The following is an 18,481-nucleotide window of genomic DNA, read 5'->3' on the forward strand; positions in this document are numbered from 1 at the left end:
CTGGGGGCCAAAAGCGTTTGCTCGATGATGCCCGGCTGATGCTATCCGGCCAGCCAGATTATCAGCTACGATATTCTCGGCCGAACGCTTATTGAAGCACTCTAAGAACGGGAGACTATGGCAACGGAAGTGGTCGAAGAGGCGGACTGGTACCGAATCGAATACGACGACGATATCGACGCGCTCATCCACACCTGGACGATGTTTTCGAGCGGCGAGCAGTTCCGGGAGGGCGCGAACGCGCTGTACGAGGCTCTCAACGAATACGACGTCTCGAAGGAGATCATCGATACCCGGGAGGTCAAGGCACACGACGAGGAGGACAAGCAGTGGCTCCAGGAGGAGTGGATCCCGAAGATGGTCGAGGCCGGCATGGCGTACTCCGCGAACGTACACCGCGAGAGCGTCATCGCCGAGATGGACATGCAGGAGACCGTCGATCCACTCGAAGACCTCCCGTTCGAGAACATGATGACCGACGACATGGCCGAAGCCCGCGAGTGGCTCGCCGACCAGTAGACACGACGCGAGCCATCCTTCGGTTGCTGTTCCTAACCCGGACCCTTCACACGGAGTGGTGTCCGTCAGCTTCGGATCGTCCGACCAGTCGTGCTGTCGTCCCGGTAATTCCCTCAACGGCATCGAAGTCGTCGTCGAACGAATAGAGATACTCGACGTCCTGGCGCTGCATCGTGGCAACGATGATCGCGTCGGTCAGTGAAAGCCCATCATATGTTCGGAATATCGATCGACCTGCGTTGAAATCGGCCTTCGGCGTATACGACAGTTCGTAGCCACCGCTCTCCACCAATGCATCGAGCGTCTCAATCGCGATATCGTGGCCAGCACGCGTCTGTAGATAGTTGAGCACCTCTTCGAAGACGTTGCTGGGAACGTACGCAGTTGGCAACTCGTTTCGATCGATCGCACGTGAGATCGAACGCCCCCGATCGTGGTCTTGATCGTTCGATAGTCGGGCCGCAATGAGAACGTTCGAGTCGACAACGACCCGGGCCATTCGCTGTTTCACGACTTCCACAGAGCGGTTACGGTGACAGTCCACCGTAACTTGTCGCCGGCTTCGATGTCCGCACTGCGACGGACGGAAGCCGGTACGGTAACGGAACCCCTCCCGTTCACCGTCGTTTCGTCCTCGACTCCCCTGGACATACCAGTACGTATTCGCGACTGACAGTTGAATTTGCCTGCAAATCAGGGGTGCGCGAAGTACGCGACCAATTCGTCGTCCTCGCCGACATCCATCGGATCACTCGCCTCGGGAACCGCGTCGAGACGCGCAAAGCCGATACGAACGAACTGGACCATCTCCTCTTCTTCGTAGCCGAGCAGCCCCGGTTCGACGTGGCCGGTGACGTCACCGTCGGTCGTCCGGAGTCGGGCGGGGACACTCGTCGTCGCCGGCACCCAGTGGATCACGTCCACGTCGCCCTCACGAACGACGTCTATGTCGTCGTCGGTGTGCTCGAACGCCGCCTCGCCTGTCCGGCGGACACAGCCGTATCCCTTCAGCCAGACACGCTCTCCCTCCGGCGGCAGGTCGTCGTCTTCGACCAGTACCGCACCGCCGACCGGGATCGTTCGCTTGCCCCGTTCCTCGTGGTCGGGGTGGACCGGCGGCTGACCACGTTCGGGCCCACCCGAGAGGTCCATCTCGACGCCGTCCCGGACGAAGAAGGCCCGGTCGGCGTCGTCGTCGATCAACTCGCGGTTGGTCGCGTAGACGGCAGACATCGCCAGGTCGACGTTGCTAGTCGAGGTCCCGAGTTCGGCCATCGCGTCGACGATGGCTTCCCCGCGAATGCCCCGCAGCCGGAGGCTGGCGATCGTCGGGGCCCGTGGGTCGTCCCACCCGTCGAGGTCGCCGGCCTCGATGCGTTCCTTGATCGTCGAGGTCGACATCGGAACGTCGTAGGCCTCGACCTGCACGTGGCCCCAGTGGACGACCTCGGGGTACTCCCAGTCGAAGTAATCGTAGACGAATCCCTGGCGCTTTGCGGAGTCCTGGAGGTCGATTCCCCGGATGATGTGGGTGATCCCGGTGAGGTGGTCGTCGATTCCGCTCTGGAAGTCGAGCATGGGCCAGCACCGGTACTCGGCGGCTTCCTCGCGTGGATGTGGCGTGTCGATAAGCCGGAAGGCCACCCAGTCACGCAGCGCGGGGTTCTTGTGTTCGATGTCGGTCTTTACCCGCAGGACCATCTCGCCGGGGTCGTACTCGCCGTCGACCATCGCGTCGAACTCCTCGTGGACGGTCTCGGGGTCTTTCTCGCGGTGGGGGCAGGCCTCACCGTCGTTCTTCAGTTCGGAGAACGCCTCGCCGGGACACGAGCAGGTGTAGGCCCCGCCGAGGTCGATGAGGTCGCGGGCGTACCCGTAGTAGGTCTCCAGGCGGTCGCTGGCCTTCAGGACGCGGTTCGGCGTGAACCCGAGGTACTCGATCGCGTCGAGAATCTCGTCGTAGGCGTCGAGGTCCGGACGCTTGGTCTCGGGGTCGGTGTCGTCGAACCGACAGACGAAATACCCGTCGTAGCGGTCCTTGTACGATCCCACGACTGCGGCCATCCGCGCGTGGCCGATGTGCCAGGGACCGTTGGGATTGGGTGCGACGCGCATCCGGACCTCGTCGTAGTCCTCGACGTTGGGGAGGTCGGGCAGCGCCTGCTCGTCTGTTTCCTCCTCGGCGTCGAGTTCCTCGATGCGCTCGGGGGCGATCTCGTCGAGTCGCTCGCGTTTCTCGGCGGTCGACAGGTCGTTGACGCGTTCGACGACCGGTGCGATGACGCCGGGGATCTCGTCGCCGTGCTCCCGGAACTCCGGGTTCTCGCCCATCAACGGGCCCATGATGGCCCCGACCTGGGCGTCGCTGTCGTGTTTCAAGGCGTTGAACAGCGCGTCGGCCTCGGCGGCTTCCGCGACGCGCTCGCGAAGGTCTTCGTCCATGTCCGCTACTAATCGGTCTGGGGGATAAAACTCGGCCGATTGTGTGTGTTCGACAACAGCCGTTGGTTCAGTACTCGCGTTCGATCAGGAAGTCCGCGATACCCTCGAGCAGGTCACGCGCCTCGTTGTCGGGGAGAACTTCCAGATTCTCCTTGCCGTCCTGGATGAGACCCTCGGCCGTCTCGCGGGCGAAGTCGATGCTGCCGGCGTCCTCGAGTTCGGCGACGGCGTCGTCGATGGTCGCCTCGTCGACCGCCTCGACGTCGTCGGTCGGGACGAGCGACTCCACGTCGACGCCCTGGTGGCGGGCGTGGACGGTGATGATCGTCCGCTTGTTCTCGACGAGGTCGCTGCCGCGTTGCTTGCCGAGTTTCTCGCTGGGCGTCGTCAGGTCCAGCAGGTCGTCCTGGATCTGGAAGCCACGCCCGATGTTGAGTCCGTACTGATAGAGCGGATCGACGTAGTCGTCTTCGCCCATCAAAATGGCAGGAATGGACGCCGCGGCGGCGTACAGCACCGCAGTCTTGAGTTCGACCATCTCGAGGTAGTCCTCGGTCGTGACCGCCTCGACGGTCTCGAACTCGATGTCCATCGACTGGCCCTCACAGATCTGGGTACAGGTCGTCGCGAGTTCCGACAGCGCCCGGACGGACCGATCGCCGGTCGAGCCGGTCTCGAGCATGTTTTCGAAGGCCTTCGCGTAAAGCGTGTCACCGGCCAGAATCGCCGTCGAGAGGTCGAACTCTCGGTGGACCGCCGGAACCCCGCGACGCATGTCGTCGTCGTCCATGATGTCGTCGTGGATGAGCGTAAACGACTGGATGATCTCGATGCTCACCGCCGCGGACATCATGTCGATCGGTCCCTCCGCGGTCGGGAACTCCCGATACGGCTCGCTGCGCGTGGGGACGTCGGCGATGGACTCCGCGGCGAGCAACAGGATCGTCGGCCGGAGTCGCTTGCCGCCGGCGTCGAGCAAGTACCGCGAGGCTTCATACAGCTTCTTGGGTTCGACGACCGGGAGGTTCTCCGGGATGGCGTCGTTGACCTGCTCGCGTCGCCACTCGATGGCCTCCATGACCGCCCGCGAGTCGACAGTGTCCGTCATCGCAAACGGGTTATTCGACCAGCGTGATCACGTTACCGTTTCGCGTGACGTGGAGGTCCTCGCCGAGCTCGTAGCCCTCGCTCTCGGCGAGTTCGACGTACGGCGCGAACCCTTCCATGTTCTGGTGGGCCGGGATGAGATGGTCGGCCTCCAAGGCGTTGAGCATCTCGTAGTGGCCCTCGCGGTTGAGGTGACCCGAGACGTGGACCTCGTCGTAGATGCGTGCGCCCTGCATCTTCAGGAGCGTCTCGCTCTGATAGCGCTGGCCCTCGTTGGTCGGCTCCGGAATCACACGGGCCGAGAAGATGACCTTGTCGCCCTCCTCGAGTTCGTAGGGCGTGTCGCCCCGGCCCATCCGGGTGAGCATCGCGCGGGGCTCGCCCTGGTGGCCGGTCACGATCGGGAGGAAGTTCTCCTTGCCCTCGCTCATGATGCGCTTGAACGTCCGGTCGACGGACTTACGGTGGCCGTACATCCCCAGATCCTCGGGGAACTCGACGAAGTCGAGGCGTTCAGCCGTCCCGGAGTACTTCTCCATCGAGCGGCCCAGCAGGACGGGTTGACGACCGATATCGTCGGCGAACTCGACGAGACTCTTCACGCGGGCGATGTGGCTGGAGAACGTCGTGGCGACGATGCCGCCGTCGTAGTCCGCCATGCTGTACATGACGTCCTTGAGGTGGCGTCGCGCGACGGACTCGCTCGGGGTGCGCCCTTTCTTCTGGGCGTTCGTACAGTCCTCGATGTAACACAGGACACCTTCCTCGCCGATCTCACGGAACCGGTCCATGTCGATCGGATCGCCGAGGACCGGATCGTGGTCCATGCGCTTGTCCAGCCCGTAGACGATTGCGCCTTCGGGCGTGTGGAGGACGGGGTTGATCGCGTCGATGATCGAGTGGGTGACGTTGACGAACTCGAGTTCGACGCCGTCGTCGCCGATCCGGGTGCTCGCGCCGGCGTCCATCTTCACGAGATCGTTCTCGACGCCGAACTTCTCCTCGCCCTGGATCTGCTGTTTGACGAGTTCGATCGTAAATGGCGTCGCCATGATCGGCGCGTCGTAGCGGTGGGCGAGTTTGCTGATCGCGCCGATGTGGTCGAGGTGACCGTGGGTCGGCACGATGGCCTTGACGTCACCCTCGATCTCGCTCATGACGCGATCGTCGGGGATCGCACCCATGTCGATCAGATCTAAGCTGTGCATCCGCTCGGTCTCGACGTTGTCGTGAATCAGGACCTTCGAGAGGTTCAGGCCCATGTCGAAGATCACGACGTCCTCGCCCGCCCGCACCGCAGTCATCTGTCGTCCCACTTCCTCGTAGCCGCCGATGGTGGCAATCTCGATTTCCATAGTTGTCTCCGAGTGGGCCACCCGACGGAAGCCGCAACGGCCGACAGCACCGCACTGCCGATCGCGTCTGCAAGCGGTGTCGACCGCCGTCCGGAAAGACCGGACCGGCTGGGCGGCGAGCCAGCGTTCCTCCGCTGGCCCACGACCCGGGCGGCGACGTGGGCAACGAGTGCCCGACGCCGCCGCGACGATCGCGTTGACGTCCATCCGTCGGCCGCCGGGTCCGTTCGGGCGGCCGAGCGCTCGGTTATAGCCTGATATGTAGCGCGGCGGTAAAAACTGTGCGGGTTGGGATTAGCGCCGAAATTACAGCGGTTCGTCGTCGCTATCCGTAGAATCGCCGTCCGAATCGGCCTCGACGTCCGTCGCTTCCATGTCTTGCTCGTCGGCCGTTGCTTCCGTGGGATCCCCATCAGCCGTCCCCGTGAGTTTCTCAGCAGCCGTTGCTTCCTCGATGCCTCCCACGTCTTCGCGATCGTTCTCGACCGGATCGGGTTCGAAGTCGTCGGGCGCGAGTGGATCGTCGGCTGAATCGGTTGTCTCACGCCCCCTGCCTGCGGGGCCGGACGCGTCCTCGCTGGCGGTGCTCCTGTCCGTCGCGTCGATCGCGTCGTCGACCGGGCCGTCTGACGCAGTCGACGGACGATCGCCGGCCGGGACGCCCGATTCGCCGGCCGAGACGTCCGGTTCGTCGGCGACGTCCGCCGTCGGATCGTCCGATCCGATTTCGTCGGCACCGACCCAGTCGTCGGCCGACGACTCGACACGTTCTTCGCCAGCCCCGGTCTCGTCTTCCGGGGAGCGGTCCGTCGGATCTGTCGCGTGGGGCGGGACAGTCGACTCGTCCGATGGCGGCGTCTGGCTCGCGTCCGCCCCCTCCCCCTCGACCAGGTCGCGCTCGACTTCCCGCATCCAGTCCTCACCCCGGTCCGTGGCGTCGCTGCGTTCGTTCTCGTTCGGTTGTTCCGGGGCTGGGGCCTCGGCCGATCGCGATTCGGCTCGCTCCTGGGGCCGGGTAGGTTCGGCGTTGGCCGTAGTTGGCCCACGCCTGGCACGTCGCCGAGAGGCGAGACGCTCGGCGGGATCCGGAACGGGGTCGTCGGTCGAGTCGCCGTCGGATCGGTCACCGTCCGCGTCGTCGCCGGATCGGTCACCGTCCGCGTCGTCGCCCGCGGCCTCGACGCCGGTGGCGACGACGACCAGGACGATCGTGAAGAAGCCAGCCAGCAGGACCAGCGCGCCGACGGCGAGCAGTCCCGCGCCGACGACGAGGTTCACGCCGACGTCGGGTGCCGCCCCGCCGGGTGCCCAGTTCGGCACGTCCTCGAGGACGGCGAGTCCGCCACCGGCGACGGCCCCACCGACGACGGCGACGCCGAGGACGTACCCGAACAGTCGCGCCCAGTGACTCAGCGTCTGCTTGAGCGTGATCGTTGCCATGGCAGAGCCAACGCAAACCGGCGGGAAGTAAATTTCGGGGCGTCGCTCGGTGAGCGAACTGGCTTCCCAATCGGGCAGTGAGTCACTCGATCAGCGTGCCGGGATCCTCGCCGGCGAGAAATGCCGCCAGATCGTCGGGGCCGAAGATCGACGCCGGCGTCTCCAGGTCGAGCAAGGCTCGCACTTTCCCGGCCATGCCACCGGTGACGTCGGTCGCCTCGCTCTCACCGAGCGCGTCGGCGACGGCCGCGAAGTCCTCGATCCGGTCGATCACGGCCCCCGATTCGTCGAGGACGCCCGACACACCCGAACAGAGGCCGATCCGATCGGCCCCGAGCGAGCGCGCGAGCAGGACGACAATCTCGTCGCCGCTCAGGATCGTCGCGCCCGCGCCAGCCTGGACGACCACGTCACCGAAGAGGACGGGCACGAACCCCTCGCCTCGCAGGCGGTCGATCGCGCCCGTCGGCAGGGCCGTCTCGCCGTGTTCGTCCCTGGAGGCGACCGAGAACGGGTGGACCGGGAGGGCGGGCACGCCGGCGTCCTGCAACGCTTCGACGACGTGATCGTCGAGTCGGGCCATGGCGTCGTGGATGGCGTAGACGCCTGCCGCGTCGTGGGTCCCCGCCGTGGCGGTGACGCCGTGCGCCTCGGCGTGGTGGTGGCCGAAGCTCCCGCCGCCGTGGACGATCACGAGATCGTCGAGGTCGGCCGCCCCGATGGCGTCGGCTGCCGCGGTGAGCGCCTCCCGGTCGACGGTCTCGGGCGCGTCCTTCTCCGTGATGACGCTGCCCCCGAGTTTGAGGATCGTCGTCACGCGGGCTCACCCGTCCTGGTGACAGGGCCAGTCATGACTCTTCCACCCGAACGCCGTCGGTGTCGAGTTCGGCCCGGAAGGCGTGCTCGCAGCCGGGAGTATACCGGAGGGCGGTCTCGGTCCCGTCGGTGGCATCGAGCGCGACGATACAGCCGCCGCCGCCCGCGCCAGTGAGTTTCGCGCCGCGGGCGTCGGCGTCGCGGGCGGCCCAGACCATCGCGTCGAGCGACCGTGAGGAGACCCCGAGCGCCGACAGCAGTCCGTGGTTGAAGTCCATGAGTCGGCCGAGTTCGTCCAAATCTTCCTCGACGAGTGCGTCCTCGCCACGGCGGACGACGTCGCCGATCGCTTCGACGGTGTCGGCCGCGAAGTCGTACTCCTCGCGCAGTCCGCGGACGCCCGCGACGAGCGCGCCCGTATCACCGGAGCCCCCGTCGTAGCCGATCACGAACGGCAGGTTCGGGACGGCATCGAGTCGCCGGCAGTCCTCGCCCTCGACGCGGACGGCCCCGCCCATCGCCGAGCAGAAGGTGTCCGCCCGCGAGGCCTCCCCGTCCTGGACGGCGAGTTCGACCTGGTAGGCCCGGTCGGCGATCGCTTCGACGCCGAGTGGGTGGTCGAGTTCGCGGGTCGCGGCGTCGATCGCAGCGACCACGACCGCCGCCGAGGAACCGAGTCCAGCGCCGAGCGGGATCGCGCTGTCGATGTGGACGTCGAAGCCCGCCTCGGGGCGGTCGGCCGCGTCGCGAGCCTGCTCGATCGCCTCGTTGACGTAGCCCATCGCGGCCTCGAGCAGCGGTTGTTCGACGTCGACGTCGGGGGTTCCCGCCGTGTCACCGCTGTACTCGACCGTGAATCCGTCGAGCGTGAGATCGCCGGCGTGGACCCGGAGCGATGCGTCGTCCCGGCGCGTCGCCGTCACCGACGCGCGACGCTCGATCGCACAGGGGACGGCGGGTTCGCCGTAGACGACGGCGTGCTCGCCGAAGAGGTACACCTTGCCCGGAGCGCTCGAAGTGACCATGATAGGGCGTGAGACACCGACTGCAAAGGGCGTTCCGAACTCTCCGCTCAGCGGCCGGTTTCCCGGGACAGATACCGTCCGAGGAGCGCGCCGAGGACGCTCAGACCGACGCTGTAAAACAGGGAGATCACGAGCGCGACGATCCCGAGGACGCCGAAGACGGCAGTGATCGACCCTGCCGTCCCGAAAGCCGGCAGGAACGGGACGATGGTCGCCAACAGCATCAGGACGACCACCAGCGGGATCGCGGCGAGTACGCCCGAGAGGGTGCCGACCCGGATGGCAGCTGACTGGTCACCGCCCTGGAGGTACCCGGCGATGGACCCGCCGACGACGGGCGAGAATGGGAGAAACGTGAAGACGACCGTGACGACGGCGCCGATCACCGCGTTGAGCAGCGTATTGCCTTGGGCCATGCCACCAGGATCCGACAGCGACGGACAAGAAGGTTCCCCTCGCCGGAGTGTCCGACCTGCCGCCAGGCGGCGTCCGGGGCCACCGCGTCGATCAGTCGTCCTCGGTCATCTGTTCACCCAACCGGTGTCCGAAGCGGTAGCCGTGTCTCGAGAGTGCGTACAGCACGACGCTAGCGATCGCGACGACGACCAGCACGACCACCGCAGTCGGCCCCGACAGCGGAATGTTCCCGACGGTCACGACGACGCCGAAGAAGGCGAGAACTCCCGCCGTCCAGACCAGCAGTTTCCAGGTCTCCATGTCTGAGTCTTGGGCAACGAATCCTGTATAGGTATCGTCTTCGCTTGGCGGATCGACGGACACTTGCCCGTATCCCTATCTCTCTCGAGCCGATCGACGATACACCTGCCCGTACCCCTATGTCTTTCGAGCCCGTAGATTGTGTGTGGCTCCAACACTCGTCTACGACGACGACTGTGGCTTCTGTACGCGGGCTGCGGAATTCGTCGCCCGCCACGGAAGTGTCGAGATCGTCGGCTTCGCCGAGCTGTCGCCGTCACTTCGCGACCGGCTCCCGCCGGACTATCGCGAGTGTGCCCACCTCGTGACCGAGGAGGCGGTCTACTCGTGTGGCGAGTCGATCGAGCGCGCGCTCGCCGAAACAGCACTCGTCCCGGCTGCGCTGTTTGGCGTCTTTCGGGCGCTTCCGGGATACCCATCCCTCCGGGAATGGGGCTACCGCCGGATCGCGGAAAACCGCGGGACTATCGGTCGGTTGTTGCCGTAGTGCTGCCGTGGCTGACGGAAACACTCTCGACGAGCAGTGTCCCGGACCGTACCTTCTTGGCCATCGGCCCCCTCAGAGAGGGTATGGAACACGTGACAGTCGCCGGTACCGAGGTTCCCGCAGTCGGCATCGGCACCTGGCAGATGGAGCCCGAGACCGCCTACGACGCCGTCAGCGACGCCCTCGACGTCGGCTACCGACACGTCGACACCGCCCAGATCTACGAGAACGAGGCCGGCGTCGGCCGTGCGATCGCCGACGCCGACGTGGCTCGAGAGGCCCTCTTCCTCACGACGAAGGTCAACCCCCGCTACCGCTCGGTCGAGTCGATCGTCGCGAGCGTCGAGGACAGCCTCACGGCCCTCGACACCGACTACGTCGATCTACTGCTGATCCACTGGCCGAACCCCCTCGCCGACCTGGAGACGGTGATGGACGGGTTAAACGAGGCCGTCGATCGCGAGATGGCCCGCCACATCGGCGTGAGCAACTTCGGAAAGGATCGACTCGATCGTGCGCGAGACCTCTCCGAGGCACCGATCCTGACCGACCAGGTCCTGTTTCATCCGTGGTGGCCCCAGCGCGAGTTGCTCGCCTACTGCCAAGCGGAGGACGTCATGCTGACGGCCTACAGCCCGCTGGCCAACGGCGCGTTGCTGGACGACGCGCTGCTCGAAGAGATCGGCGAGCGCTACGGCAAGACCGGGCCGCAGGTCGCGATCCGGTGGGCAACTCAACACGAGAACGTCGCCACGATCCCGATGTCGACCTCCCGGGAGCACATCAAAGAGAACCTCGACGTCTTCGACTTCAAACTCACGCGCGCGGAACACGACCGCGTGACGCGGCCGTCGTACCTCCAGACCGGGAAGGCGCTGTTCGGGGGCATGCTCAGCGGCTAAGCGTCGTTCGACCGCGTCGTCGCCGGTCGCTTCGATAACATCGTCGTAGGCCCGTCGCTCGGCAGCATCCATCGCGTCAGTCCGTCGTAAGGCCGCCGTGAGTTCAGTATCCGAGAGAACATCGCGCTTCCAGGCTCTGAGGATCGACCGTGTGGTCGCGGGAGCGTCAGAGAGTTCCAGCAGCGCGGCCCTGCCGTTGGTTCCGAGCGATTCGAGGGCTTCGCGGCCCGTTTCGCCGGTCGCCCGCACGACGCGGGTGGCTTGCAGGCGGACGGGCTGGGACACCTCGCTCAAGCGGTTGGCTATCTGGCCCGTGTCGAGGTCAAACCATTCTCAAAGCGACAACAGTACCATCTAACCAAAAATAGGGGCATGTTTAGACGATAGTAAGAGCGGATAAATGTCTAACTTACTAGGAAGTGAAAGCGGGAAAGAGAAGTGTGCAAACAACCGTCTCCCGCTTCACGAGCAGGGTTGTGTCGCTCGCCAAAAAGGCCACCGGTGACCGCTCAGAACCAGCCGTTCAACGTGGTGAAGGTGGATTTGCCGACTGGGTGATTGTGGCGATACACGCACTCCGAGAGTTCAAATCCTCTTCGTACCGAGCCTACTCGATGAGTTGTCTCAGATGGCCGACGTAGTCGGAATACTAAACTTAGAACCCGCTGAGCTGCCTGATTTCACCACCGTTTGTGCTCGATACCAGGAGCTCAAAATGGCGGTTTGGCGGGCGCTCCACTGCCATTCAGCTGAGCTCGTCAAACCTGGCTCAGTTCATGCGATCGACGCAACCGGGTGATCGACAGGGAGCGAGCCGACACTACGCGAATCGAACGAATTACCGGTTCAAGACGGTGAAAACGACCGCACTCGTGGACTGTGAGAACAGTCTTGTTTTAGATATACACTGTTCGATGAGACAACCACTCGATACGCAGATCGGACCGCAGGTGCTCGAACGAAATTCTGAGCAAGTCGAAATACTCACCGCCGACAAAGGATACGATTCAGCCGAATTTCGTGAATATCTTCGGTCTCAGGACGTGAGGCCGGTGATCAAGCACCGCGAATTTTCGTCGCTTGATCGAGCACACAATGCGCGGCTCGACGACGAAATCTACGGTCAGCGAGTCGTCGTCGAGTCGATCTTCGCGGCGGTCAAGCAGCGATTTGGCGGAACGCTCCGAGCCAGAACTTGGTTTGGTCAGTTCCGTGAACTTGTGCTCAAAGCTGCCGTTTTCAATCTATGTTCAACGCTCAGCCACTAAAACGGGAGAATTTAACCCTCTAAACAAGCCCAAAAATAGTATATATTTCGAATTCATGTAATAAATATTTAATATATGTCGGAAGGAGCTATTTCATGAATTTTGTGTCTATTATTTCCCCTGTGTTTGGCTCGATCGTCACTCGGACTCCTGTCCAAGTATCAGCAATAAGTTTGCCGTCCTTTGTGTCGATATATACGTATGGGATATCGTCATCACCAGAATAGAGAGATTCAACTCTCCACTGACGTGAGCCATCCGTCCCAAATCCGATAATATTTCTATTGTTTACCTCGTCGTTTGGAACAGAAAGAATAACAGCTACAATATCATTTATGACGGCATGGTCGTCAATATTCTCGTCGAATTCATGCGTCTCCTGACCGATTTTAACCTGCGCTCCTTCGACTTGAATATCGGTCATACCGGGAGATCCTGTTCATTTACGAATCTCTCTGGGGAGAGTTTTTCTAGCAGTTCGTACTGAGTTGCTCCTTGTTTTCCGCCAAAATTTGCAGCAGTATCTCCAACTCTAATAGAAGTTCCTTCCGGAACGTCAACACTTGACACGTACGCTGGTTCATTCGGTAAAGAATACTTTTCTTTGATTTCAACAGGAGAAAGTCCCTCAATTTCATTCCGGTTTCGAAGCATCCAGGCACGAGCCTGGTTTTCTTCGCCATGAACTCGTGCGAAGTTCATATCTTTCTTTGCCTTAACATCCATCACAATAGTATCGTCGGTATAAGGATTCTCCATGCCTGAGTAGCGATCTTTATTGTTAACATTACTGGCTTCTCTGAATCGATTTATTCGTACATTATCGTCAATCTCTTCGACTCGATCGATGGCCTTTCGTACGTCACTGGTATCGATATCAGAAGATCCAGCCACGGTACCATGACTCGCCAGCTGTCTCATCTACAGCCAATCGGCGGAATGAGTCTTCATATCCTCCATCCAACTCATCGAGACGGCGCACCGCCCGATCCAGTTGCTCGAACGAATCGATCGCGTCACTGTCCGCCGCACGGGCGACTGCCGTTTGGAAGTCAATTGTCTCCCCGCCGTCAGTCATCGCTCTCCGTGCCGGCCCGTCACTCTTGGCCATCACTTCGACCGCGTCGTCGCCGGTCGCTTCGAGAACATCGTCGTAGGCGCGTCGCTCCGCAGCATCCATCGCGTCAGTCCGTCGCAAGGCCGCCGTGAGTTCATTCGTCGAGAGATCGCCGCGGTCCCAGGCACGAAGCGACGTTCGCACGGTCGCAGTCGCCTCGGAAAGTTCCAGCAACGCGGCCCTGCCGTCCCTTCCGAGCGATTCGAGGGCTTCGCGGCCCGTTTCGCCGGTCGTCCGCACGACGCGGGTGGCCTTCGAGGCCGACTTGTAGACGATCCCGTTGTCGTTGATCCACCGCAAGGTGTCCGAATCCATCTCGCGCAACTGCGCTGTCGTCTGCAGGCGGACGGGCTGGGACACCTCACTCAAGCGATTGGCTATCTGGCCAGTGTCGAGATCCGCGTTGGGAAGCCGGCCGTTGATCCGACCGGCAAGTGCCATCGTCTTCGTCGAGACGCCGGCCTTCAGCGACGTTTTCGCAGCTTCCAGCGCCCGCATCGCTTTGCCGATCCGCGTACTCGAGGAGGAAAGTCGACCGACGACAGCACTCGTTCCTTTGTCGCCGATGGCGGCAGACCCGATCATGCCCGTCGCGTACCCCAGATACCACGATTCTGCGAACGTCGATTCTTCACTCCCTTCGACGAAGGGGTTTATGCGTTGTTGGTTCGAGGCGACCTGGTTAGCCATCATGCCCGGCAACTTCGCCAAGACACTGGCGTTATTGGCGATGTAGCCAGCGACAGCCGCCATCTGTTTGGCACTCCCCTCCAGGTTTGTCGCGAGACTGTAAAAGTCAGTGACAGTCTGCTTCCCGGAGGTTTTCACACCCGAGCCAAAGCCCATCAGCTGAATCGCTTCCTGTCTCCCCACTCCGTACGGGAGCGGTGCATCGGCAGCTGCTTTCGCAATCTGTCCGAAGCCATCTGTCCCGTGGAACTTCTGGGATTGATTGTTCCAGAGCTGGTCGTATGCATTAACCTCGGCCACAGAACTCGTGAAGAAATACCCGGCACCGACCTGTATCACTTCGACAAAGCTGCGATTGACGTAGAACGAAATCTCTCTGCTGATTTCGGTTTCGCCGCGTCCCCAAACCCGTTTTTCTACCTCGCCACCCTTCATCAGATCGATCGCACCCAGGCCGCTCGCGTCCCTCGCCTGGAGTGCAACATCGTATTCAGTTCGACCATTCACGGCGGAGATTGACCGCACGGTGACCGAAGGGGGCGTATTCTCGTAGATCGCCGGGGCGTACTCGTCGGATTGGTCTCGCAAACGTAGTTCCGTATGATCCGAGAGCTTGTCACCATCGCTGTCGCGGTCTCTGGGATTGAGCCGATTGATCTGTTCAGCCAGATCGTCGACATCATCTTCGTCGGTGTCTTCGAGCAGTGGATCCGATGTGACTGCCTCGTGATCAAGGACATCATCCGCTGTGAGCGGATTGTCTTGCCGTTCCTCGTCGTAGGAGTCTGCCTGGTCAATCGATGACGCGATTGCCGTCTCCCACCCGTTGTATTCCTCCGGATCTGTCAACCCGTCGCCATCGCTATCGACTTTCGTCGGATCACTGTTGAGTTTTCGATACTCGACGTGGATCTCTTGCGTCGACCCATAATTGGGGTGGCCCCCATCAGTGACGGTCGAAACCGTGATGTTCTCGGAGATGAGAGGGCCGACTTCTTCCCCGTCAGGGATTCCATCACCGTCGGTGCCCGCGTCGTACGGATCGGTCTCGATCGTCTGATACCCGCCGTGGGCGTATCCGATCGGGATTCCCTCTTTTTCGAGTGTGTCGGGGAGTCCGTCACCGTCAGAATCCTGTGGGCCGACTTCCGCCGCAACTCTGGAGAAAACGTCCGGCAGGTCCGACGCGTCGTCGAGTTCTCCTGAATCCCAGTGTAGGAAATCACTCGAACTTCGCGAGCGTCTCGTCAATACGGGATTCGATGGTTTTGTGCTCGGTCGCCTCCCGTCCGTACTGGAAGTGCGACACGATCCGGTCACGCTCGTTAGGATCCAGCGACTCGGGGTCGAGACTGGCCAGCGCGTCGATTGCGGCCCGAGCGATAACTGGGTCGTCTGCTCTTACCTGCTCGCGGACGATGTCGATGAGGATTTCGGGATCGGCCTGCGAGAGGATCTCCAGGGCTGGGACTGCAACGGTCGGGTCTGATTCCAGTGCGACACCGACGATGTAGACGGACGCGCGCTCGTCTGGGTGTTCCCGAAGGACTTCGAGTCCCTCGCGAGCGATATCGTCATATTCGCGATTGAACAACTGTCGGTAGATCGTCTCGACGTACTCGTCGTCGTCATTCTCGAGGAGGTGGCGAACGAATGGACCGATCTCCCCGGTCTCCACGACGAACTCCAGCAGGCGATCCCGACTGCGACACTCCAGCAGGAACGTCTCGAGGTGCTCGCGATCGATCGTCGGCTGGTAGCCATCGAGAGAGTCGTTTTCCTGATAATGCTGTAAACGATGTTCTAGATCAGAGAGGCCCACAGACAGTGCGAGACACCGGCAATCATCTGCTTGATTTGTGGGAGAACCTTCACAAACCTTTTCGAAATAGGGTTGGAACCCACCGATAAACGCTCGTATTAGTTCGACTTTTGTCATTACCGCCTCCTCAAGAACTTCTTCGTTGGATCTCAGGACTTCTACGTGGACGGTTTCTTCGTCTCGCGGGCGAGTGACGAGGCGATGATGCCAGTCGTGAAACCGAATTAAAGAGGCCGATTCATCTGCAAAGACGTTCTGCAGTTCGTAAACAGTCCGGGTAATCTCTGCCACCGAACCCAAGAAATCGTCGTCTTCGTAGAGATTGGGTCCGTGTTATCGTCCTGCCGGGGTTCGATAACGACACTGAACGATTCTGGATCGGCAAATTCGATTGCGAGAGATGCGAGACTGGTCATAGATTATGGAGTCAGTTCTTGACTAGCTGACGGGGTTGTCAGGTGGCTATGCTGTTGACTGGGATTCGTAGGCAGAGGACCCGGAGTCATGCTTGGCTGGTTCGAATTACCGGCCTGGTTGTATGGCTTTTCCCATCGTGTCCATTCAGGTGAACTCCATTGTTCCCATTCACCAGTGTCCCAGTTCCATCGCCGTACTTCCGGTCCTTCTTTGGGATATGCTGAGGCGATCAAATCCCCTCCAGTTTCGATATTTAGTTTAGTGATCCCAGACCGTGGTTGGGAGAACGTGACGGTGAAACTGCCATCGGTCGTTGATGTTTCCTCGATTGCTTCCCGAAGGAGCGGAGCGATTTGATCTTGGCTAACTTCTGATGGGAGGTCCGCTTCGGGACCACCTCCTCTGGCAGAAGCTGTCTTCCCGGATGGGAAGAAGGTCGTCTGCTCGCCACTGGATTTGATTGCAGTCCCGCGGAAATGTCTGTCAAGGATATGATCGAAGCTGTCCTGCCCTGATTCAAGCCTGATGACCTTTCCGCCCTGGCTCTTCGCGATCATCTTAACCGACTGCAAATCCGTGTCTTCACTCATATCAAGAATATCCCGAGCAGTGAGACTATCACTCGCGAGGGCGTCCTTCCCATCCAGCGATTCCTTGTACGCGACCTCAGTGAGGATGTCTCGGTCAGCAGGGTCGAGTTCGATGGCACCGGCGAGTTTCCCACCACCGAGATCGTTCGCGAGTCGGGCGGCATACCCATCGGACGATTCGATGAACTCCGCTAACTGTGACATCGAGATGCCTTCAGCATCTATTGTCTGGTAACGGAGTTTCTTGACATTCTCCACACCGTCAACGAACTCGAGCACCACTGACTGGCTGACGGTGCTATCGCTCACTTCGGTACTGAGTTGGTGAATCTGGGCGTCGTCGAAGGTGGCGAGGAACTGACTGCCGCTGTCGGGTGATTCGACGACGAGACGCTTGCCGAATTGGCCCGTACTCGTCCCCCAGATGTCCTCCAGCTCATCGATCTGGTTGACCGCCTTCTGGACGACATCACTGCCAGCGTCACTGTCCGCGACCGCATCGGCGACGGTACGGTCGAACTGCACATCCAATTCGCCCGACCCGTCGGCCAGGATGTCCTGCGTGTCGGGGTCGGTCCGGCGAAGGAGCGTCTCCAAACGATCCCCGCGCAGGTGCCGCGCCAGCCGGAAGGCCTGCTCACCAACTCGATCGTAGAAGTGTTGAACGACTGCATCTGGTCGACCTCCGACAGACTGTCGACGATGTCAGCCTTTCGAGCGGTCGAGAGGTCCGATTTCAGGACGTCCTCGAAAGCGTCCTCGTCGAGCTTTCCGCTCACAGAGACGGCGTCGGGACCCTCGTGCTGGACAAGGTCGTCGAATGCAGCTCGGCCCTCCGCATCGAGACCGTCGTAGCGCCGGGTCGCCTTCCCGATGTCACTGGCATCGATATCACCGCGGACCCAGGCCTTCGTCAACTGCCGTTGAAGCCCGGCTTTGTCTCGCAATTTCAGCAACGCTGACCGTGCATCCTGCGTCAGTCGCGACAGCAATTGCTTGCCTTCCGCACCCGTCCGACGCAGGTAGACAAGGCCCCGCTGATACCGCTCTGAGTCGGGAGCCTCCACATTCCGGGTCAGCCACTCCATCACGTCGCCATCCCCGGTGTTCCGCGTCAGCTTCGCGATGCGGCGCTGTCTCGGGAGTGGCGTGTTCCGTAGTGTGTCGGCCGTCTGACCGACGATCTGCTTGGCGCGGCCATCCAGTTCGACATCCGAAACTCGCCGTCCGACGTTGAAATCGACGTCCGGCATCCGTCTGGCGATCTTCCCGCCGGTCCACATCGCGCTGCCGATGGTGACGCCCTTGATGGAGCGTTTCATCGTGTTGACCGACCGTAGCAAGGCAGCCATGTAGGGCATCCTGGCGGCCGCCTGGGCGGCCTTTGCTTCCGCAGCGACTGGCACGAGGAACGAGGCTGCATAGCCGCCGCTGTACCCCACGGCGAAGCTGTCGTGGTATTTTCTCCCCTCGTCAAAGGGGTTGAGCTGCTGGCGACGTTCCCCGTAGTGTTTCACCATGGCGGCCATCGCCCGCTCGCGCTTCTCCGACGACGTCGCCATTTGCGAGAGCTGGTTGAGCCCCTGAGCGGTCTTCTGGGCGGCTGGTCACCATTCGCTGGGATTCCCGATGACGGCCGCCGTCGTGATGGCGTCGTTCTTGAAGACGTTGACGCCCTGAGCAAGCCCGGAGGCGACCGAGAAGACTGCGGCTCCTCCTTCCGAAACGATGGGGATATCGGCGTTCGCGAACCCGGCAGCGCCCTTC

General features: G+C 61.8%; 18 protein-coding genes and 1 pseudogene. 4 read left to right on the forward strand and 15 right to left on the reverse strand.

Features of this window, described 5'->3' with window-relative positions; genetic code table 11:
- Positions 1 to 117 precede the first annotated feature (117 nt).
- Positions 118 to 519, forward strand: a complete 402-nt coding sequence (locus HTIA_RS08040) for a hypothetical protein (RefSeq protein WP_008527614.1) — start codon at positions 118 to 120, stop codon at positions 517 to 519.
- A 46-nt stretch (positions 520 to 565) separates the two neighbouring features.
- On the opposite strand, the gene HTIA_RS08045 is transcribed toward HTIA_RS08040, so the two are convergent.
- The 10 genes from HTIA_RS08045 to HTIA_RS08090 all read right to left on the reverse strand — a co-directional run bounded on the left by HTIA_RS08045 (position 566) and on the right by HTIA_RS08090 (position 9,421).
- Complete coding sequence (locus tag HTIA_RS08045; RefSeq protein WP_008527613.1) at positions 566 to 1,018, reverse strand: type II toxin-antitoxin system VapC family toxin; 453 nt, start codon at positions 1,016 to 1,018, stop codon at positions 566 to 568.
- Positions 1,019 to 1,026: 8 nt separating this feature from the next.
- The gene (locus HTIA_RS17415) at positions 1,027 to 1,170 is read right to left on the reverse strand and encodes an AbrB/MazE/SpoVT family DNA-binding domain-containing protein (RefSeq protein WP_394324555.1); all 144 of its coding nucleotides are present in this window, start codon (positions 1,168 to 1,170) and stop codon (positions 1,027 to 1,029) included.
- Positions 1,171 to 1,212: 42 nt separating this feature from the next.
- Entirely contained in the window at positions 1,213 to 2,961 is a 1,749-nt protein-coding gene (locus HTIA_RS08050; protein ID WP_008527612.1) for a glutamate--tRNA ligase, read from the reverse strand.
- A gap of 67 nt (positions 2,962 to 3,028) precedes the next feature.
- On the reverse strand, positions 3,029 to 4,069 hold the full coding sequence (gene idsA3 / locus HTIA_RS08055) for a geranylfarnesyl diphosphate synthase (RefSeq protein ID WP_008527611.1): 1,041 nt from the start codon (positions 4,067 to 4,069) through the stop codon (positions 3,029 to 3,031).
- A 10-nt stretch (positions 4,070 to 4,079) separates the two neighbouring features.
- Positions 4,080 to 5,423, reverse strand: coding sequence for a ribonuclease J (locus HTIA_RS08060; protein ID WP_008527610.1), 1,344 nt, complete (start codon positions 5,421 to 5,423; stop codon positions 4,080 to 4,082).
- Positions 5,424 to 5,729: 306 nt separating this feature from the next.
- Complete coding sequence (locus tag HTIA_RS08070; protein WP_020936229.1) at positions 5,730 to 6,863, reverse strand: putative sodium/potassium/calcium exchanger; 1,134 nt, start codon at positions 6,861 to 6,863, stop codon at positions 5,730 to 5,732.
- Positions 6,864 to 6,945: 82 nt separating this feature from the next.
- Complete coding sequence (locus tag HTIA_RS08075; RefSeq protein WP_008527605.1) at positions 6,946 to 7,680, reverse strand: isopentenyl phosphate kinase; 735 nt, start codon at positions 7,678 to 7,680, stop codon at positions 6,946 to 6,948.
- 31 nt (positions 7,681 to 7,711) lie between these two features.
- Positions 7,712 to 8,704, reverse strand: a complete 993-nt coding sequence (gene mvk, locus HTIA_RS08080; RefSeq protein WP_020936230.1) for a mevalonate kinase — start codon at positions 8,702 to 8,704, stop codon at positions 7,712 to 7,714.
- Positions 8,705 to 8,751: 47 nt separating this feature from the next.
- Positions 8,752 to 9,120: a DUF5518 domain-containing protein gene (locus HTIA_RS08085; protein WP_008527602.1), complete on the reverse strand. Its 369-nt coding sequence runs from the start codon at positions 9,118 to 9,120 to the stop codon at positions 8,752 to 8,754.
- Between the two features lie 91 nt (positions 9,121 to 9,211).
- Entirely contained in the window at positions 9,212 to 9,421 is a 210-nt protein-coding gene (locus HTIA_RS08090) for a hypothetical protein (RefSeq protein WP_020936231.1), read from the reverse strand.
- Between the two features lie 145 nt (positions 9,422 to 9,566).
- On the opposite strand from HTIA_RS08090, the gene HTIA_RS08095 reads away from it, so the two are divergent.
- The 3 genes and pseudogenes from HTIA_RS08095 to HTIA_RS08105 all read left to right on the forward strand — a co-directional run bounded on the left by HTIA_RS08095 (position 9,567) and on the right by HTIA_RS08105 (position 12,078).
- Positions 9,567 to 9,908, forward strand: a complete 342-nt coding sequence (locus tag HTIA_RS08095; protein ID WP_008527600.1) for a thiol-disulfide oxidoreductase DCC family protein — start codon at positions 9,567 to 9,569, stop codon at positions 9,906 to 9,908.
- Positions 9,909 to 9,991: 83 nt separating this feature from the next.
- A complete protein-coding gene (locus HTIA_RS08100) occupies positions 9,992 to 10,810 on the forward strand; it encodes an aldo/keto reductase (RefSeq protein ID WP_020936232.1) in 819 nt (272 codons plus the stop codon).
- A gap of 440 nt (positions 10,811 to 11,250) precedes the next feature.
- Positions 11,251 to 12,078: pseudogene (locus HTIA_RS08105) on the forward strand (IS5 family transposase).
- A gap of 88 nt (positions 12,079 to 12,166) precedes the next feature.
- Here HTIA_RS08105 and HTIA_RS08110 read toward each other — a convergent pair.
- From HTIA_RS08110 to HTIA_RS08135, 5 genes are all read right to left on the reverse strand, one after another.
- Positions 12,167 to 12,502 carry a hypothetical protein gene (locus HTIA_RS08110; RefSeq protein ID WP_008527597.1) on the reverse strand — a complete coding sequence of 112 codons (336 nt, stop codon included), beginning with the start codon at positions 12,500 to 12,502 and terminating at the stop codon, positions 12,167 to 12,169.
- Complete coding sequence (locus HTIA_RS16330; protein WP_158413120.1) at positions 12,499 to 12,972, reverse strand: hypothetical protein; 474 nt, start codon at positions 12,970 to 12,972, stop codon at positions 12,499 to 12,501. The genes HTIA_RS08110 and HTIA_RS16330 overlap by 4 nt, the downstream gene beginning before the upstream one ends.
- Positions 12,956 to 15,136: a hypothetical protein gene (locus HTIA_RS08120; RefSeq protein ID WP_008527592.1), complete on the reverse strand. Its 2,181-nt coding sequence runs from the start codon at positions 15,134 to 15,136 to the stop codon at positions 12,956 to 12,958. Before HTIA_RS08120 ends, HTIA_RS16330 begins: the two co-directional genes overlap by 17 nt.
- Positions 15,108 to 15,707, reverse strand: coding sequence for a HEAT repeat domain-containing protein (locus tag HTIA_RS08125; RefSeq protein WP_008527591.1), 600 nt, complete (start codon positions 15,705 to 15,707; stop codon positions 15,108 to 15,110). The genes HTIA_RS08120 and HTIA_RS08125 overlap by 29 nt, the downstream gene beginning before the upstream one ends.
- Before the next feature lie 1,312 nt (positions 15,708 to 17,019).
- Positions 17,020 to 18,276 (reverse strand): hypothetical protein, encoded by a 1,257-nt coding sequence (locus HTIA_RS08135; protein ID WP_008527587.1) that lies wholly within the window; start codon positions 18,274 to 18,276, stop codon positions 17,020 to 17,022.
- Positions 18,277 to 18,481: the final 205 nt, after the last annotated feature.

It is taken from the genome of Halorhabdus tiamatea SARL4B (genome assembly GCF_000470655.1).
Classification (GTDB): Archaea; Halobacteriota; Halobacteria; order Halobacteriales; family Haloarculaceae; genus Halorhabdus; species Halorhabdus tiamatea.

Bases quoted from the DNA above. Each gene is read 5' to 3' on its own strand.
- HTIA_RS17415 (WP_394324555.1), bottom strand. From the start codon at position 1,170: ATGTCCAGGGGAGTCGAGGACGAAACGACGGTGAACGGGAGGGGTTCC.
- mvk (WP_020936230.1), bottom strand. From the start codon at position 8,704: ATGGTCACTTCGAGCGCTCCGGGCAAGGTGTACCTCTTCGGCGAGCAC.
- HTIA_RS08135 (WP_008527587.1), bottom strand. From the start codon at position 18,276: ATGGCGACGTCGTCGGAGAAGCGCGAGCGGGCGATGGCCGCCATGGTG.
- HTIA_RS08050 (WP_008527612.1), bottom strand. From the start codon at position 2,961: ATGGACGAAGACCTTCGCGAGCGCGTCGCGGAAGCCGCCGAGGCCGAC.
- HTIA_RS08090 (WP_020936231.1), bottom strand. From the start codon at position 9,421: ATGGAGACCTGGAAACTGCTGGTCTGGACGGCGGGAGTTCTCGCCTTC.
- HTIA_RS08045 (WP_008527613.1), bottom strand. From the start codon at position 1,018: ATGGCCCGGGTCGTTGTCGACTCGAACGTTCTCATTGCGGCCCGACTA.
- HTIA_RS08100 (WP_020936232.1), top strand. From the start codon at position 9,992: ATGGAACACGTGACAGTCGCCGGTACCGAGGTTCCCGCAGTCGGCATC.
- HTIA_RS08040 (WP_008527614.1), top strand. From the start codon at position 118: ATGGCAACGGAAGTGGTCGAAGAGGCGGACTGGTACCGAATCGAATAC.
- HTIA_RS08085 (WP_008527602.1), bottom strand. From the start codon at position 9,120: ATGGCCCAAGGCAATACGCTGCTCAACGCGGTGATCGGCGCCGTCGTC.
- idsA3 (WP_008527611.1), bottom strand. From the start codon at position 4,069: ATGACGGACACTGTCGACTCGCGGGCGGTCATGGAGGCCATCGAGTGG.
- HTIA_RS08060 (WP_008527610.1), bottom strand. From the start codon at position 5,423: ATGGAAATCGAGATTGCCACCATCGGCGGCTACGAGGAAGTGGGACGA.
- HTIA_RS08070 (WP_020936229.1), bottom strand. From the start codon at position 6,863: ATGGCAACGATCACGCTCAAGCAGACGCTGAGTCACTGGGCGCGACTG.
- HTIA_RS08110 (WP_008527597.1), bottom strand. From the start codon at position 12,502: ATGACCGATATTCAAGTCGAAGGAGCGCAGGTTAAAATCGGTCAGGAG.